Annotated in this window: 14 protein-coding genes, 1 pseudogene and 1 riboswitch; of the genes and pseudogenes, 4 read left to right on the top strand and 11 right to left on the bottom strand. The window is 60.5% G+C overall.

Annotated features, from left to right (window positions below; all coding sequences use genetic code 11):
- Positions 1–98: 98 nt before the first annotated feature.
- Positions 99–992 (bottom strand): annotated as a pseudogene (locus tag ACVWXF_RS09295) (ABC transporter ATP-binding protein); the annotation flags it as partial.
- Positions 993–1,281: 289 nt separating this feature from the next.
- Here ACVWXF_RS09295 and ACVWXF_RS09290 point away from each other — a divergent pair.
- Positions 1,282–1,860 carry a DoxX family protein gene (locus ACVWXF_RS09290; protein WP_457411568.1) on the top strand — a complete coding sequence of 193 codons (579 nt, stop codon included), beginning with the start codon at positions 1,282–1,284 and terminating at the stop codon, positions 1,858–1,860.
- Positions 1,861–1,940: 80 nt separating this feature from the next.
- On the opposite strand, the gene ppk1 is transcribed toward ACVWXF_RS09290, so the two are convergent.
- The 3 genes from ppk1 to ACVWXF_RS09275 are packed head-to-tail and all read right to left on the bottom strand — an operon-like array spanning position 1,941 to position 6,002.
- Positions 1,941–4,115 (bottom strand): polyphosphate kinase 1, encoded by a 2,175-nt coding sequence (gene ppk1 / locus ACVWXF_RS09285; RefSeq protein ID WP_457474237.1) that lies wholly within the window; start codon positions 4,113–4,115, stop codon positions 1,941–1,943.
- A gap of 58 nt (positions 4,116–4,173) precedes the next feature.
- The gene (locus ACVWXF_RS09280) at positions 4,174–5,133 is read right to left on the bottom strand and encodes a branched-chain amino acid ABC transporter permease (RefSeq protein WP_011433667.1); all 960 of its coding nucleotides are present in this window, start codon (positions 5,131–5,133) and stop codon (positions 4,174–4,176) included.
- Entirely contained in the window at positions 5,133–6,002 is an 870-nt protein-coding gene (locus tag ACVWXF_RS09275; RefSeq protein ID WP_457387602.1) for a branched-chain amino acid ABC transporter permease, read from the bottom strand. Before ACVWXF_RS09275 ends, ACVWXF_RS09280 begins: the two co-directional genes overlap by 1 nt.
- 167 nt (positions 6,003–6,169) lie before the next feature.
- On the opposite strand from ACVWXF_RS09275, the gene lptC reads away from it, so the two are divergent.
- Both lptC and ACVWXF_RS09265 read left to right on the top strand, forming a co-directional pair.
- Entirely contained in the window at positions 6,170–7,120 is a 951-nt protein-coding gene (gene lptC / locus ACVWXF_RS09270; RefSeq protein ID WP_457474236.1) for an LPS export ABC transporter periplasmic protein LptC, read from the top strand.
- Positions 7,121–7,203: 83 nt separating this feature from the next.
- The gene (locus ACVWXF_RS09265) at positions 7,204–8,979 is read left to right on the top strand and encodes a sulfatase (protein WP_457474235.1); all 1,776 of its coding nucleotides are present in this window, start codon (positions 7,204–7,206) and stop codon (positions 8,977–8,979) included.
- A gap of 12 nt (positions 8,980–8,991) precedes the next feature.
- On the opposite strand, the gene ACVWXF_RS09260 is transcribed toward ACVWXF_RS09265, so the two are convergent.
- Positions 8,992–9,486: a DUF3531 family protein gene (locus ACVWXF_RS09260; protein WP_457384829.1), complete on the bottom strand. Its 495-nt coding sequence runs from the start codon at positions 9,484–9,486 to the stop codon at positions 8,992–8,994.
- A gap of 558 nt (positions 9,487–10,044) precedes the next feature.
- Between ACVWXF_RS09260 and fabG the strand changes: the two genes are divergently transcribed.
- A complete protein-coding gene (gene fabG, locus ACVWXF_RS09255; protein ID WP_011433672.1) occupies positions 10,045–10,806 on the top strand; it encodes a 3-oxoacyl-[acyl-carrier-protein] reductase in 762 nt (253 codons plus the stop codon).
- 5 nt (positions 10,807–10,811) lie between these two features.
- Here fabG and ACVWXF_RS09250 read toward each other — a convergent pair whose 3' ends face one another.
- From ACVWXF_RS09250 to ssuE, 6 genes are all read right to left on the bottom strand, one after another.
- Positions 10,812–12,455 carry a gamma-glutamyltransferase family protein gene (locus ACVWXF_RS09250; protein WP_457384796.1) on the bottom strand — a complete coding sequence of 548 codons (1,644 nt, stop codon included), beginning with the start codon at positions 12,453–12,455 and terminating at the stop codon, positions 10,812–10,814.
- A 37-nt stretch (positions 12,456–12,492) separates the two neighbouring features.
- Complete coding sequence (locus tag ACVWXF_RS09245) at positions 12,493–13,227, bottom strand: HAD family hydrolase (RefSeq protein WP_414343669.1); 735 nt, start codon at positions 13,225–13,227, stop codon at positions 12,493–12,495.
- 66 nt (positions 13,228–13,293) lie between these two features.
- Positions 13,294–13,947, bottom strand: coding sequence for a YqiA/YcfP family alpha/beta fold hydrolase (locus ACVWXF_RS09240; protein ID WP_414343667.1), 654 nt, complete (start codon positions 13,945–13,947; stop codon positions 13,294–13,296).
- Between the two features lie 12 nt (positions 13,948–13,959).
- Positions 13,960–14,199, bottom strand: coding sequence for a preprotein translocase subunit SecG (gene secG, locus ACVWXF_RS09235; protein ID WP_011433676.1), 240 nt, complete (start codon positions 14,197–14,199; stop codon positions 13,960–13,962).
- Between the two features lie 292 nt (positions 14,200–14,491).
- Positions 14,492–14,665 (bottom strand): DUF4278 domain-containing protein, encoded by a 174-nt coding sequence (locus ACVWXF_RS09230; RefSeq protein ID WP_083757650.1) that lies wholly within the window; start codon positions 14,663–14,665, stop codon positions 14,492–14,494.
- Positions 14,666–14,744: 79 nt separating this feature from the next.
- Positions 14,745–14,826, bottom strand: a riboswitch (Glutamine riboswitch).
- Positions 14,827–15,058: 232 nt separating this feature from the next.
- Positions 15,059–15,586, bottom strand: a complete 528-nt coding sequence (ssuE, locus tag ACVWXF_RS09225) for an NADPH-dependent FMN reductase (protein WP_414414120.1) — start codon at positions 15,584–15,586, stop codon at positions 15,059–15,061.
- Positions 15,587–15,626 lie beyond the last annotated feature (40 nt).

Raw genomic sequence — 15,626 nt, 5'->3', positions numbered from 1 at the left:
TCGGGCCTGTTTTGTTCTCTGGTAGAGCAGAGCAGGCTCAGGGCTACTGAAAGCCCGCTCCGTACCGCTTAGCGGTCGGAGCCGGGTAGTTTACATAAGTCAATCCGAATGTGCTCCGGGCGCAAAGCAAACAGGGCCGCTTCTCCCACGCATCGTTCCGCCAGGGATCCCTCGATCAAGTTGGTTTGGCCGATAAAACCGGCTACAAACCGGGTGGCAGGTCGCTCGTAGAGCTCTGCCGGGGATCCCACCTGTTCGATGCGCCCGCGATTGAACACGGCAATACGATCGCTCATGGTCAGGGCCTCTTCTTGGTCGTGGGTGACGTACAAAAAGGTGAGACCAAGGCGGTGTTGTAGGACCTTGAGTTCAAACTGCATCTGTTGGCGCAACTTCAAATCCAGCGCCCCCAAAGGTTCATCCAGCAAGAGCACCTGCGGTCGGCCAACCAAAGCCCGCGCCAAGGCCACCCGTTGCCGTTGCCCCCCTGAAAGTTGGCTGGGTTTACGGGATCCCAGATCGGGCAGTTGTACCAGCTCCAGCGCCTCTTGCACTCGCTTTTGGCGCTCCTTCGGCGGTATGCCGCGGATCATCAAGCTGTAGCCAACGTTCTCCGCCACCGTCATGTGGGGGAAGAGAGCATAGTCCTGAAACACCGTGTTCACAGGCCGTCGGTAGGGCGGCAGACCCAAAACATTCTGGCCGTTCAATTCGATCTGCCCCTCATCCGGACGCTCAAAGCCCGCGATCATCCGCAAACAGGTGGTTTTGCCCGAACCCGACGGCCCCAACAACGTAAAAAACTCCCCCTGCTGCACCTCCAAATCCACCCCGTCCACCGCTTGGATCCCGGAAAAGTTGCGGCTGACCCTCCGCAAACGAATGGCAGGCGGGGATCCCTCCTCTCTCCCGGCTTGGGCTTTGGCGGAGCTGACATCAGAGGCGAGGACAGATTCGGCAATCATAGCGACAGGGTCAGCCAATGAACCCATTATGAGGGATCTATTTACGAGGGTTGACAGGTCTCAGCAAGGCCGGAAAAGTCCCAGGCCAAGAGCAGAGATAGTGTGGCGCAATCGCCTGCGGTGAAAGCTCGCCGGAAACCCACCCGACCGGTCGCGAAAGCGGGCCGGAGGCCTTTCGCGAAAGCGGGCCGGAGACCTTGTTTCTGGATGGGATCCCTTGACCACTGGGGATCTGAACCCCATCTTGTTACAGAAATTTAGAATCGTTACAATAAGTTAGAATCTTTGCTCATCTTTGCATCGCAGGTTTTATCCTATGGCACCCTCTCAGCAGTTTCCCGTGCTACTCGCCTCAGCTTTGCGTCACGACAGCGTAACTCCGCGCTGGTCTCAAGTGGCGTGGACCGTTTTGCGGGTGGTGGCAGGGCTATTCATGATTCACAACGGCCTTGACAAGCTGGCAGATATCGAAGGGTTTGCGACGGCTTATGTAGAAGTGATCGGGTTGCCCTTCCCGATCTTCTTCGCTTATGTGGCTGCCTATACCGAGCTGATTGCAGCCCCCATGGTGGCGCTGGGTTTGTTGACCCGCGGGGCAGCGTTGGGTTTGTTCGCGACGATGGCAGTGGCCATGTTCCATCACATTAAGGTGGCCGGCTTCAGCGTTCCCTACTTGGAGCTATCCGCCATCTACGCAGCGATCTTCCTGGCCTTTGCGGTGAATGGGGGCGGCTGGTTCTCTGTGGATCAGCTCTTGGTGAATGCAATCGAGTCGTGGCTGAACCGCTCCAGCCGAGAAAAGTTGGAGAGCTTGCAGTCTTCGTTGCAGGCCACGGAACGGGTAATTGCGCTGGGCGAGGAAGAGGCCGAGGCCGCCAAGACCACCGGATCCTGAGCTTTGGTGGCCATTCCCGATAGCGGCGAGGCTGCTCCTCTCTCCCTCTGAGAGAGAGGTTAGCAGTGAGAGTCATCCTGCTAAATGCGGCTGGCGGCCCGCTCCATCAGGCGTTGGTGGGTGGAGCGCACAGGCTCTCCTGGCTTGGGTTGCCGCTGCACGTAGGTGCCATCAGGGCGCAACTCCCAGGCTTGCCGGTTGTCCGTCAGGCAGATGTCCAAGATCGCCTTGAGCTCCCGCTGCAACGCGGGATCCTCCACAGGGGTAACCACCTCAACCCGTCGATCCAGGTTGCGGGTCATGTAGTCGGCGCTGCCAATGAAGTATTCTTCCTGGCCGCCATTGTAGAAGTAGAAGATGCGGGAGTGCTCCAGGAAGCGCCCGATGATGCTGATCACGCGGATGCGTTCGCTTAGGCCTGGGATCCCGGGCTTGAGGCAGCACATGCCGCGCACAATGAGGTCGATCTCCACCCCGGCTTGGCTGGCCTCGTAGAGCAGCCGGATCATTTCCGGGTCGGTGAGAGAGTTGATCTTGACGATGATACGCCCCTGGCCCCCCGCTTGGGCATGGCGGATCTCGCGGCGGATCAGGGCTTCCATGCCTTGGCGTAGGGTTCTGGGGGCCACCAAGAGCTTGCGGAATTGCCGTTGCCGTGAGTAGCCCGTCAGTAGGTTGAACAATTCCGTAACATCGTTGCAGAGGGTCTCATCGCAAGTGAACAGCCCTAGATCGGTATAGATACGGGCGGTTTTGGGGTTGTAGTTGCCGGTACCGATGTGGACGTAGCGGCGCAGGGATCCCTCCTCTTCCCGCACCACCAAAGCCAGTTTGCAGTGGATTTTCAGCCCCGGCAGGCCATAGGCCACGTGGACCCCGGCTTTCTCCAGCTTTTTGGCCCAGAGGATGTTGTTTTCTTCGTCGAAACGGGCTTTGAGTTCCACCAGAGCGGCCACCTGCTTGCCGTTTTCGGCAGCCTGAATGAGGGATTTCACCACCGTTGAGTCGCCGGAAGTGCGGTAGAGGGTTTGCTTAATGGTGAGCACTTGGGGGTCGTTGGCGGCCTCCTCCAGAAACCGCTCCACGCTGGCGGCAAAAGAATCGTAGGGGTGATGCACCAACAGATCCCCTTCCCGGATGACGGCAAAGATATCCACCGGCTCATCGCTGACCGAGGCAGTGCGCAGGCGGGGCGGGGTGACCGGCCCCCAAGGGGGATCCTTCAAATCGGGCCGATTCAGGCTGAGAAACGCCATCACCCCCCCCATACTCAAGAGGCCATCCACTTCGTACACCGAGTCACTGTTGAGGCGCATCTCTTCGCTGAGCCGTTGTCGGATGGCTGCCGGAGTTTGGCTGTCAATCTCCATGCGCACCACTGAGCCGAAGCGGCGCTTGCGCAGCTCTTCTTGAATGGCAGCCAGCAGATCGTCGGCCTCGTCCTCTTGGATTTCCAGATCGGCATCCCGGGTGATGCGGAAGGGGTAGTACTCCAGCACCTGCATGCCGACAAACAGCGCTTCCAGATGGTGGGCAATCACCTGATCCAGCGGCACAAAGCTCACCCCATCCCGCAGCGGCACAAAGCGGGGCAAGGTGTTGGGCACCTTCACGCGAGCAAAATGCTCCTTGCCAGTCTCTGGATCCCGCACCACCACCGCCAAGCTGAGGCTGAGGTTGGAGATGTAGGGAAAAGGATGGCCTGGATCCACCGCCAAGGGGGTGAGCACTGGAAACAAACGCCTCTCAAAGTAGTCCCGCAGCTCCTGCCGTTCCGACTCGGCCAGCTCGGAAAAATCGCGGATGTGAATGCCCTGTTCCGCCAGCTTGGGCACCAGTTCCTGCCGGAAGCAAGTGTGCAATTTTCGAATCAGGGGGCGCAGGTGGCTCGAGATCTGCTGCAACTGCTGCTGCGGTGTAAGGCCATCCGGGGTTAGCACCAACACGCCCGTTTCCAACTGACGACGGATCACCGCCACCCGCACCATGAAAAATTCGTCCAGGTTGCTCTCAAAGATGGCCAGAAACTTCAGCCGCTCCAGCAGAGGTGTGCGCTCATCCAGGGCCTCGTGCAAAACCCGGGCATTGAATTCAATCCAGCTCAGCTCCCGGTTGAAATACTGCTCCGGCAGAGCATAGCCCTCTTGGATGGGTGTAGTCCGGATCCCTGGTTGTCCGGCATCAGGGGGGCAGCCCGTCGTGTCGGGGTTGCAGGGTGGCCAGGAAGGGTCAGTTTCCTTGGGACGCGGAGTCATGACGACAGAGGGCTGGGTTATCTCAAACACGTCAACAACAGCTGGAGCCGACCCAATCCTATCCTGCGGGGTTCTGCTTAGGCGAAGGAGAAGTGCCCAAGACGGGCTTGGGCGGACGTTCAGGCAACAATCCTTGAGAGCGCGTCAGAAGAATGACCTGTAGCAGGATCCCGATCAACAAAATGCGCAAAGGGCCAGCCCGGGTGGCCCACTGGGGCGGCAAACGGTTGGTGAGCCACTCGCTGCCCGACCACACCCCCCAAATTACCAGCGCTCCCAGCAAGGCGCCGCGATTGTTGCCACTGCCCCCCGCGATCAGCATTACCCAAACGATAAAGGTGGCAAACTCCGGTTGAAAGGCTTCTGGGCTGATGAAATTGACAAAATGGGCGTAGAGGGCCCCCGCCAACCCCATGAGCATGGATCCCAGCACAAACGCTTGCAGGCGAAACTGGAGCACATCTTTGCCGGCAGCCAGGGTTGCCGGTTCATCCTCGCGAATGGCCCGCAGCACCCGCCCCCAGGGGGAGCGATAGGCCCGCTCCGCAGCCCAATAGACCACCGCCAAAATGACCAGCACCAAGCCCAAGTAGAGAAGGGTATCCTGACCTGGGATCCAGCCGCGAAAGGGTCGCGGAATGCGGGTAATTCCCCGTACGCCATTGGTCAGCCAGCCCTCATTTCTCAGGATTTGGCTGATGATCTCAGCAATGCCGATGGTGGCGATGGCCAAGTAGTCGGAACGCAGCTTCAGGGTAATCAACCCGATCAAAAAGGCAATCGCCCCGGCGACAGCCACAGCTATGGCAAAACCCACCCAAAAGGGCAGATTGAAGCCGCCCAAATGCTCGGCGCTTGGGGGTGTGGTGACAATGGCGCTGGCATAGGCTCCCACGGCAAAAAAAGCCCCCACCCCGATGTTGAACATGCCGGCGTAGCCCCACTGGATATTGAGGCCCAGCACCAGCACGCCGTAGATCCCCACCAAAATCAAAAAGAAAATGCCGTAGCTCAACATCAGACATCCCCCCCACCCGGGGATCCCAGTAATCCTGTGGGTCGGAAGATCAGCAGCAATACCAATATGGCGAAGGCCACCCCGGTTTTATAGGCCGGGTTGATCACCAAGGTCGAGAATTCTTCCGCCAGGCCGATCACCACTCCTCCGGCAATGGCCCCGTAAGGGCGACCGATGCCGCCGAGAATGGCCGCTGCAAAAATGGGCAACAATAGCCGCCAGCCCATGGTGGGGTGCAGCCGGGTATCCATACCCAGGAACACACCTGCTGCACAGGCCAAAGCTGCGCCGATGGCCCAAGTCCAGAGGACGATCCGCTCTGTATCAATGCCGGTAATCTTGGCCAGCTCAAAATTGTCGGCCATGGCCCGCATCGCTTTGCCCACCCGCGTGCGTTGTAAGAAGAGATGCAGGGCCACCACCAACAGGGCTGTTCCCACCAGGATCACTGCCCAATCGGGCTTGATGCGCAGCTCTCCAAGCCGCCACGGCAACTGGATCCCGCTGCGGTACACCTGGTTGTTGGGCCCCCAGATGATCTGCACCAGGCTGCGCAGAATCAGAGCGGTGCCAAAAGAAGAAATGAGCAAGATCACCGGGGCCTCCCGGCGCAGGCGGCGATAGATGAGCTGGTCGATCCCAACTGCACAAAGTACCGTGGCCAAAGCTGCCGGGAGCAGGCTGACCCCAATTGGCCAACCCAACCCAACAAATGTCAGGCCGAAGTAGGCCCCCAGGGTCATCAGATCCCCGTGGGCAAAGTTGGCAAAGCGCAAAATGCCAAAGGTCAGCGACACCCCAATTGCTCCCAGAGCGTAGATGCTGCCCAAGACAAGGCCGTAAATGAAAAGTTGCAACAGTTGGGTCACGCTTGCCCCCGAAAACCCCTTGCCCTGATGATGCCACGGGTTTGCCGAGAGCGGGATCCCGTCCGGCACAGCGGAAGGATACGGCTGATCGCGCCAGCGGGACGGAGTCCTAAGAAAGCTAGGGTAGGGGAGAAAGCCCCCAAGGAAGATCCATGCAGTCCAGGTCTTTGTCTGTCCTCCGTTTCCTGGCCGTTTTGGCCCTGCTGAGCGCGGGCTGTGGCGGGCCGGAGTGGGATCCCGATGCGCCTTCCGAGCCCATCTCCACCCCCCAGTTGATCTACGAAGACATCACCCTCACCCAAGCCAGGCCCGACGGCGGCATTCTTTGGCGCTTACAGGCTCGCCTGGCCGAATATGAGTCCCCCCCAGAAAATGGTGCCGCTCCTGTGCAGTTGGGATCCGCCCATTTGCAGGCCGTTGAGGGAGAATTTTTCGACGAAGACAACCGCGCCATCCGCACCCGCGCCGAGCGAGGATCCGCGTACCCCGGCGAACGACGGCTGGAATTGACGGGTCAAGTCGAGGTGGAATCGGAGCGAGACAACCTGCGTCTGGAGGCCCAGCGGGTGGAATGGCTGCCGGAACAGCGCCTCCTCCAAGCTGAGGGCCAGGTGAAAGTGGAGCTGTTGGAGGGCCAGGGATCCCTGTGGGGGGATCGGCTGCTCGTTGATTTTGGCCAAGCCCAGATGCAGCTGGAGAACTGGGATCCCACTCAGCCGGTGCGGGCAGAGTACCGGGATCCGGATCTGGAGCTGGCTGCCAGCCGTTTTCTGTGGCAATTTGGCGTCGGGGAAGTGCAGGCAGTAGGGTCTGTAGAGGTTTACGCTCCCTTACAAGCTTTGCGCCTCAGCGGTGGTCAGTTGCGTGCTCCCCTGCCCTTTGCCGAGCTGCGCTTGCTGGACAATGTGAAGGCCAAAGCCGAGCAGACAGGGCAAGAGCTGGAAGCCCAAGAGATTCGCTGGCGCATCGGCTCCACCCAGCTGCAGGCCCAGGGCAACGTGCGCTACCGCCAGCCCGGCCAGGCTTTGACTGTCAGAGGCAACCAAGGGATCCTGGATTGGCAGGCCAACACTGCTCGGATCCAAGGCAACAGCCAAACCCAGCTCACTTTGCCCTAAGGGGGGCTGGGGGGAAGCAGAAAGCTGGCCGAGAGCATGGCAGGATAGGGATACCTTTAAGGAAAAGTATCGGGTGAGTTGTGGTGAGCTTTGAGGACTCCGTCCGAGTGGCGCAAACAGGACATTCCCCCGCAAGGGCCGGCGCTGCTGCCGTAGAACGCCCCAACATCCTGCTGATCGTGCTGGATACCCAGCGGGCAGATCGTCTCTCCTGCTACTGGTCGGAAGCGGAGCGTGCCCGCCAACTGCCCACCAGCCCCAACCTGGATCGGCTGGCTGCCGAATCCACCCTCTTCGAGCGGGCCATCGCCCCTGCCCAATGGACCATCCCCTCCCACGCTTCCCTCTTTACGGGGGAATATCCCAGCACCCACCAGACTGTCCAAGCAGATCTGGAGCTGAGCCCCGCCCTGCCCACCCTGGCAGAGCTGTTGCAGCTGAGCGGCTATACCACTGTGGGCTTTTGCAACAACCCTCTGGTGGGGATCCTGAAAAACGGCTTGCGGCGCGGCTTTGAAACCTTTTACAACTACGGTGGCGCTCTGCCCACCCGCCCCCCCGAAGGCACCCCCTTGCCCGCCCCCTTGAACCGCTGGCTGGCCGCCTACACCCAATTTTGGCGGCGGCTCTCCTATCCGGTGCAAAACGCCTTTGCCCGCTCCGACGCCCTCTTCCAGCTGGCGCTGCACCCCTGGTTTGCCTCCCTCTGGACCCGCCTGCTCAACTTCAAAGGCAACACCGCCGCCTCGATTGCCGACCTCAACCGCTACCTGCAGCAGATGGCCCGCCGCCGGTCGGATCCTAGAGCACGGCCCTTCTTTTGCTTTGTCAACCTGATGGAGCCCCATCTGCCCTACTGGCCGCCGGAGCCCTTTGTGCAGAAATACGCCCCCTATTTCAAAAGCAACCGCGAGGCCCGCGACTTTTTGCGCCAATACAACGCCCAGCCCTACCGCTGGATGGCGCCCCTGCCGCAGCCCCTTTCTCCACTGCAAGCGCAGGTGCTGCGGGATATCTACGATGCTGAGGTGGCCTACCAAGATCACCTACTGGGATCCGTCTTCGACACCCTGCGCCACACCGGCCTGGAGCAGAACACGCTGGTGGCCATCGTCGCCGATCACGGCGAAGGCCTGGGAGAACACGACTTCGTCGGCCACGCCTTTGTGGTCTACGAAGAGCTGATCCGCGTGCCCCTCATCCTGCGCTATCCCGGCCACTTCCCGGCAGGAAAACGCATTGCCACCCCCGTTTCCACCCGCCGCCTCTTCCATACCCTCCTGGAAGCTGCCGGCTTTAGCCCCAACCTTTCCCCCAACGGTGCCCCCTGTGTCAGCCTCAAGCTCCGCCGCGAGGTCGCCCGCCTCAGCTTGGCCCGCACCTTGGCAGGGGAAGATCCCGAGCAGGGAACAGTGCTCAGCGAAGCCTTCCCGCCCCACCTCCTCATTCGGGCTATGGAAAGCCGTAACGACAGCCTGCTGCGGGCGCGTGCCTGTTACGACATCCGCCGTGCCCTCTATGAGGGGATGACCAAGCTCATCCAAACGGGGGATCGCCCCAGCCTCTACAACCTGGAGCAGGATCCGGCGGAGCTGCGGGATCTGCTTTGGGTCGGCAACGGGGATCCCGTCTCCTCTCTCCCTGATGCTGATCCGCAACGCTGTCACGACGGGTCGGCGGGGGAAGCCGGCTGGGGATCCCTTTCCCCCCAGGCTTGGCTGGCTCGCCTACAGCAGGGGCTGAAAGCCTGGGTGAGCTGGGCAGAGTCCCGGCGGCCTAGCACGGCTCCTCGCAAGGTGAATGTGGAGAGCGATGCCGACTTGGTGCGGCAGATGCAGGAGCTGGGCTACTTGGAGTAGGCAGGGATCCCGCTATTCCAGCCCTCCTTCCTCCTCCCTGTGATCCCGCACATAGCCGTTTAGATCGTAGTCATCCATGTCATCCATCTCCTCCGGATCCGCCGTTGGCCAATCCTCATTTTGCCCGCCGATAATCACGCGGCTGAGGCCGATGTATTCCAGGCTGAGGGTGCGCAGGGCGTTGATCAACACATCCAGCGCCATCGCATCGGCGGTGCCCAGATCAAACCAGCAGCGGGCCCAGTTGTCCTTCTCTTCCAGGGATCCCATGTTGTGCATCAGGGAAGGCAAGGGATCCGATTCGTTGGGATACTCCAGATAGCTCAGATCCGCCTCTGCCTCTTGGGCCACCAGGCGCTCGGCGTTAAATCCCCCCAGTTTGCCCAGCACGTACCATGACTCCAGCACCTCGTTGAGGTACTCCAGCTCAGCTTCGACCGGCGGCTCGGCAAACTCAAACCAGATCCACAGATTTCCCGGATCGCACTCGCGAAACTCCACTTGCATGGACAGTTCCTGATACATTCACGCTGGACTCTCCTGAACATGGTTCAGGAAAGAAGCGATCGCATCCTGCCTATCTCTGAGCAGGAAGGCGGTATCCCGCAAAGCCCTGAGGAATACCCCCCGAGCGCTTTCCCCCTTCACTTCCCGGCAACCGTTGCGGTGGACTCAAGGATCAGGGGGAAACTTGGTCTACTATATCCCTCTCAATGACTTTTGCCAAACCGCCTAAAGCTCAGTAAATTCAGCAAAGTTCAGGGTTTTGGGGGTTAGAGGCATGCTCTGCTGCGGCCTAGCCTTTGATCATAGTCCGGCTCTGCTCGCCCGTTGGTCTGGGAATCCGTCCGTCAACACATCTTGCGGGCAGGGTGACTGCACAGAGCCGTGGGATCCCTCCTGCCTATGCCGAAGGACTCCATCCAAGTAGCGCGAACGGCGGTTATGAGGGACGCAGCGCAAGCGATCGCAGGGAAGCCAGTGGCAACCAGAGGGCTCTAAAGCATCCTATACTGTTGCGGCTGTCCTAATCACGCTGTCCGAATCACGAGGAATCTGCCGCTTATGTCTGAGCTTCTCCCTTTGCCTTCCCTCCAAGACCGGGTGGCTGTGGTCACCGGAGCCAGCCGGGGCATTGGCCGGGCGATTGCCCTGCACCTGGGGGCCATTGGAGCAAAAGTGGCGATCAACTACGCCCGCTCCGCTGCCGAAGCCGAGTCCCTGGTGGAGGAGATCGCGGCCCTGGGGGGAGAAGGGATCCCTGTGGCCGCCGATGTGTCTTGCCCAGAGGCGGTGGAGAGCCTGTTTGCCCAGGTGATGGAGCGGTGGGGTCGGGTGGATGTGCTGGTGAACAATGCCGGCATGGCCCGCGACACCCTGCTGCTGCGCATGAAGCCAGAAGATTGGCAGGCGGTGCTGGATCTCAACCTGACGGGGGTCTTTCTCTGCCTAAAGGCAGCCGCCAAGATCATGGTGAAGCAGCGCCAGGGGCGCATCATCAACATCACCTCGGTGGTGGGCTTGGTGGGCAATGCCGGCCAGGCCAACTACAGCGCCGCCAAAGCAGGGGTGGTGGGCCTCACCAAGACAGCAGCTCGCGAGCTGGCCAGCCGCAACATCACCGTCAACGCCGTGGCACCGGGGTTCATCACCACCCAAATGACCGAAAAACTGGATCCCGGCCCGATTTTGGCGCAGATCCCCCTGGGGCGACTGGGATCCCCGGCAGAAGTGGCGGGGCTGGTGCGTTTTTTGGCGGCAGATCCGGCGGCGGCCTACATCACGGGACAGGTTTTTGCCATCGATGGTGGCATGGTGATGAGTTGAGCCTTCTACCACGCCAGGGCTAGGCCATCGGCACGGGGTTCGGAAGCCGCAATGAAGTGATCCCCATCCCGCAAGAGGATCTGTCCCCGGCCAAAAAGACCACAATCCTCTTCTGCGTCCACCACCTGCACTGCATGGCCGCGGGCGGAGAGTTCGCGCACCACCTGGGGCGGCACCGTGCTCTCCAGCGCCACCTGCGGGATCCCCTGATCCCACAGCACTCGCCAGCGGGGCGCATCCAGGGCCGCTTGGGGGTTTAGGCCGTAATCCACCAAGTTCACCACCACCTGCACATGGCCTTGGGGCTGCATCGTCCCTCCCATCACACCAAAAGGGCCGAGAGGGATCCCTTCTCTGGATAGAAAAGCGGGGATGATCGTGTGGTAGGGGCGCTTGCGGGGGCCCACCTGGTTGGGATGGCCGGGCTCCAGGGTGAAACCCGTGCCGCGGTTGTGGAGAGCAATGCCCGTGCCCGGAACCAGCAGACCACTGCCGAAGCCATCGAAATTCGACTGAATCAAAGACACCATCAACTCACCATCAGCTGCAGCCAGGTAAACCGTTCCCCCCTCCGGCAGCCCTGGCTGGGCCAGGGGGATCGCCTCTCTCCCGATCAACTGCCGCCGCCGCTGTGCATAAGCCTTATCCAGCATCTGGGCAGGACTGACCCGCACATACTCCGGATCCGCCACCTGTCGGCTCACATCGGCAAAGGCCAGCTTCATTGCCTCAATCTGCAGGTGATAGCGCTCGCCGGCATCGTAGGAGATCCGACCCAGCTCAAAACCCTCCAAAAGGTTGAGCGCCATCAAAGCGGCAATGCCCTGCCCGTTGGGGGGGATCTCCCAGACGGTGTAGCCGCGGTAATCCGTATGGATGGGTTCCACCCAATCGGCCTGGTGCTGGGCCAAGTCGGCGGGGGACAGGAAGCCGCCCGTGGCCTCCGAGAAAGCCAGCAACTTCTCCGCCAGCTCCCCCCGGTAAAAACTCTCCCCACCGCTACGGGCAATCTCTTCTAGGGTTTGAGCATGCAGGGGGCTGCTCCAGCGCTCTCCAGCCCGTGGGGCACGCCCTTGGGGAAAGAAAACGGCCTTGAAGGCGTCGTGGCGGGGATCTGGCAGGGGCAAATAGATGGACTCCGCCGCCTGCCACAGTTGGGCCACCCGGGGAGAGACCGGAAATCCCTCTTGCGCCAGACGAAGGGCAGGCACAAACAGACGCTCGAACGGCAGCTTTCCCCAGCGCCGGTGCAAGGTTTGCCAAGCGGAAACTGCCCCCGGCACCGTCACCGCTAACCAATCGTAGGGGGGGATCCGCCCATGGTCCCGGTACCGCTCCGGCGTCAGGGCGGCTGGGCTGCGACCGGAAGCATTCAACCCGTACAGCTGACCCTCTTCCCCCCCCTCCCACACCAGAGCAAAGGCATCGCCGCCAATGCCATTGGAGGTTGGCTCCACCACCGTCAAAGCCACCGCCATTGCCACGGCTGCATCCACAGCATTGCCGCCCGCCCAGAACATCTCCATGCCCGCCATTGCCGCCAAAGGTTGGCTGGTGGCCACGGATCCCTGTCTGCCCATCACCACCCGTCGCCGCGAAGCAAACGGATAGCGATCCAGGGCCTGCCGCAAAAAAGTGGGTGCTGGCATATCGCTACGCGACGCTCTCGCGAATGGGCTGGGCTCCCTACACAGGCAGGTTATCGCTACGCGACGCTCTCGCGAACAGGAGTGCGGCCAACTCCGCAAAGCTGTCCACCACCACATCTGCCCCGGCGTGGCGCAGTTCCTCGGCGGTGAAAGCCGTGGTGAGGCCCACCGCAAAACAGCCAGCCCCCTTAGCGGCGCGGATCCCATGGGTAGAATCTTCAATCACCCAACACAACGCCGGATCCAACCCCACAGCGGCAGCCGTTTTCAGGTAAGGCTCTGGGTCGGGCTTGGCCCGCTGAATGTCTTCGGCGGTAATCACCGCGTCAAACCAGCGGTGCAGGTCGAAGCGCTGGAAAATCTGCGCTTGATCCCGGCGGATGGCCGAAGTGGTGACGGCCAGGGCAGAAAAGCGCTGGCGGCTGGCCGCCAAAAACTCCAGCACCCCCGGCACCAGGGGTACCTCTGCCAGCAGCTCGCCAAAAGCCTTGGCCTTTTCCTCGATCAAGCGCTGCACCAGCAGGGGCCGTTCTGCAGGTGGGGTGTCCGTCTGGTGTTGGACAAGGTACTCGAACATGTCGCGGTCGGTGCGCCCCTTGAACTGCAGGGAGATGGGGGCCAAATCCAGGGATAGGTGGCAGCGTTGCAGGGCAATGGCCCCGGCGCGGGCATGGATTGGTTCCGAATCCACAATCACCCCGTCCATATCGAAGAGCAAGCCGGCAGTCACGTCAGCCTTCCCCTGTTGTAGGCACAGCACTTTGGATTGCATAGACATTATCGCTACGCGACGCTTTCGCGAATGGGCAAGCACGGGACAGGGATCCTCTTAACAACCCTACTGCCCCGTCTCCATCCCCCACCCGCAGAAGCGGCTGGTGATCTGCCAGATGGGATCCAACACATCGGTCAGGGCGTGGTCGCTCTCCACCGCCACCAGTTGGGCCCAGGGGCGACGGGCCACATAGTCTCGACTGGCTTGAATGGGGATGGTGTCGTCTTGGATCCCGTGCACAATTAGGGTGGGCACAGGCCGTCGTAACCCCCCATCCGGGTAGCGCTGGGCATCGGCGACAAAGCCGTACTCCAAAGGGAGAGGGCGGCCTTCTCCGTAGTGAAACACCATGAGCTGTCCGGTTCGCTGCCAAGTCTCCACCGCCTCTGCCCCCAGCCGCGGCAGCCAATGGCCTAAAAAGCCAAAAGCCGGCGCCAAAAGCACCAAGCGCTGCACGCAAGGTTGTCGTTCGGCAACCCAAGCAGCCACCAGGCCCCCCAAGCTAGAGCCGATGAGGGTGACAGGGGGGTAGTTCATCTCGGCAAGCTGGCTGGAAACCTGCTGGATCTGGCGGGTCAAGGTGAGCTGGGCAAAATTGTCCTGGTTCAGATCAGGCACCTGAACAGGGATCCCCACCTGCTGCAGCCGCTGCCGAAAGAAAGTTGCCTTGGCCGACTGCGGCCCAGAGCCGAATCCATGCAGGTAAATCGCCAACACGGAAAGGGATCCCTATGGCCCTGTGGCTGCCGAGAGCCAGCCCGCCCCCAACACCACGCTGATGGAGAGGAAAAGGGTCGCTACCGTCCAGGTGATGCGGTTGAGGTTTTGCTCAGCACTCTTGGAGCTGGAGAACAGCTGGGCCTGCCCGCCAATGCCCGCCAACCCATCCCCCTTAGGGCTGTGCAGCAGCACCAAGATCACCAGCAAGATGGCCGAAGCCGACCAGAGAAACTCGAAAAACGCTTCCATCGCAGCGGATCCCTGTAGGGCAAGTTGCTAAGGCCATTATCGCTTGGAACCGCATCTTAGCGCACCCTGTCTCGGCATCGCTCCCATTTCAAACTCAACTCGTTCAAACTCAACTCGGCAGGCCCAGACCCATCTACTTGCTTCTCAGGTGGAACGGGTGCTGCTCCTTCTGGGGGTGTTGCTTTGCCTCAAAAAACGACCCCAAACGGGGCCGCTCGGTCTTTTCCGAATCTCTATGGAGATCTCCAGTGGATCCCCAGCTCACCTAGAACAAGGGTGAAAAGCATCCACCTCAGTAGCTTACGCCCCGGTAGGTCAGGGGCTGATGAGGGTGAGGCATCGCTTTCTTGCTGGTGTGGTGCACACAGAAGGTTTGACCGCGATACTGAGCTTGCAACTCCTCATCACTGAGCTGAGTATGCGCAGGAACGTAGTCAAAGGTGTTGCCACGGAAAGAGAGTTTCATATATCGCCTCCATCAACGAAGGGTTGAGTTTGTTGTCGTTGGGCCCTACGCCACGGAAAGAGTGGCGCGATTCAGTTGAGGCGCGTTCCTTCGGGAAGACCCCTACTTCCGTCTCTGCACAGCTCCAGGCCACTGGTGAGCCAACTGCAGAGATGAACGATTTATCCTATGTCTGTATCATAACTTACGGTTTTGCAGGTTTTTTGGGGGATTTATAGAAATTTAATCCGGCCATACCCGCAAAAGGGATCCCTTGCCGTCGGCTCTTCCGCGGCTTCTCGGGCCTGACTGGGCAATCACCTATGCACTTTTCGGAATAGATTGCCGCAACCGGTTCCGGGCCCAGGGCACCAATCCCGTATTCGGCCAGTCTCCGCAAAATTCTGATTTCTTCTATTTCACCGCCTGCGCAAGTGCCTGCAGCCCTGCTCGCAGACGTTCCTCGATGTCGGCCTCTAGCTGTAGTGTTCCGGCAGCGTCCAACTGAATTTGAGAACTCAGGATATAAACCCCTCTCAGGATGTGGGTTGCCCCCATCACCGCCAGCACAGGTTTCATTGCAAAGTCGATGGCCAGCAGATGGGCCAGGGTTCCCCCGGTGGCAATGGGGAGAATCACTTTACCGGTAAAGGCGTCTTGATCCAGCAAATCCAGCAGTGCCTTCAACACACCTGGATAGGAGGCTTTGTAAACGGGAGCAGAGATGACGATCCCGGTAGCTTGGGCCACCTTTTGCTGAATTGCCTTGAGTTGAGGGCTATCGAACTTGGCCAGTGCCAGATCCTCTGGGGGCAAATCCCGCACCGAAACAAACTGAGTGGTCAATCCCAGATCGGACAGGATCCCGGCAGCGTGATGTAAAACGGCTTCTGAGCGAGAAGGAGTGCTGGGACTACCGGAGAGCAAGAGGATGCTGGACATAGGCCGCAGACAGAATACTGTCTCAGTTGTACCAGGGATC

The sequence above is a fragment of the Thermostichus sp. MS-CIW-40 genome (genome assembly GCF_054058315.1).
The sequence above is the reverse complement of the archived record's forward strand: the minus strand, read 5'-3'. Positions and strand labels throughout refer to the sequence as shown.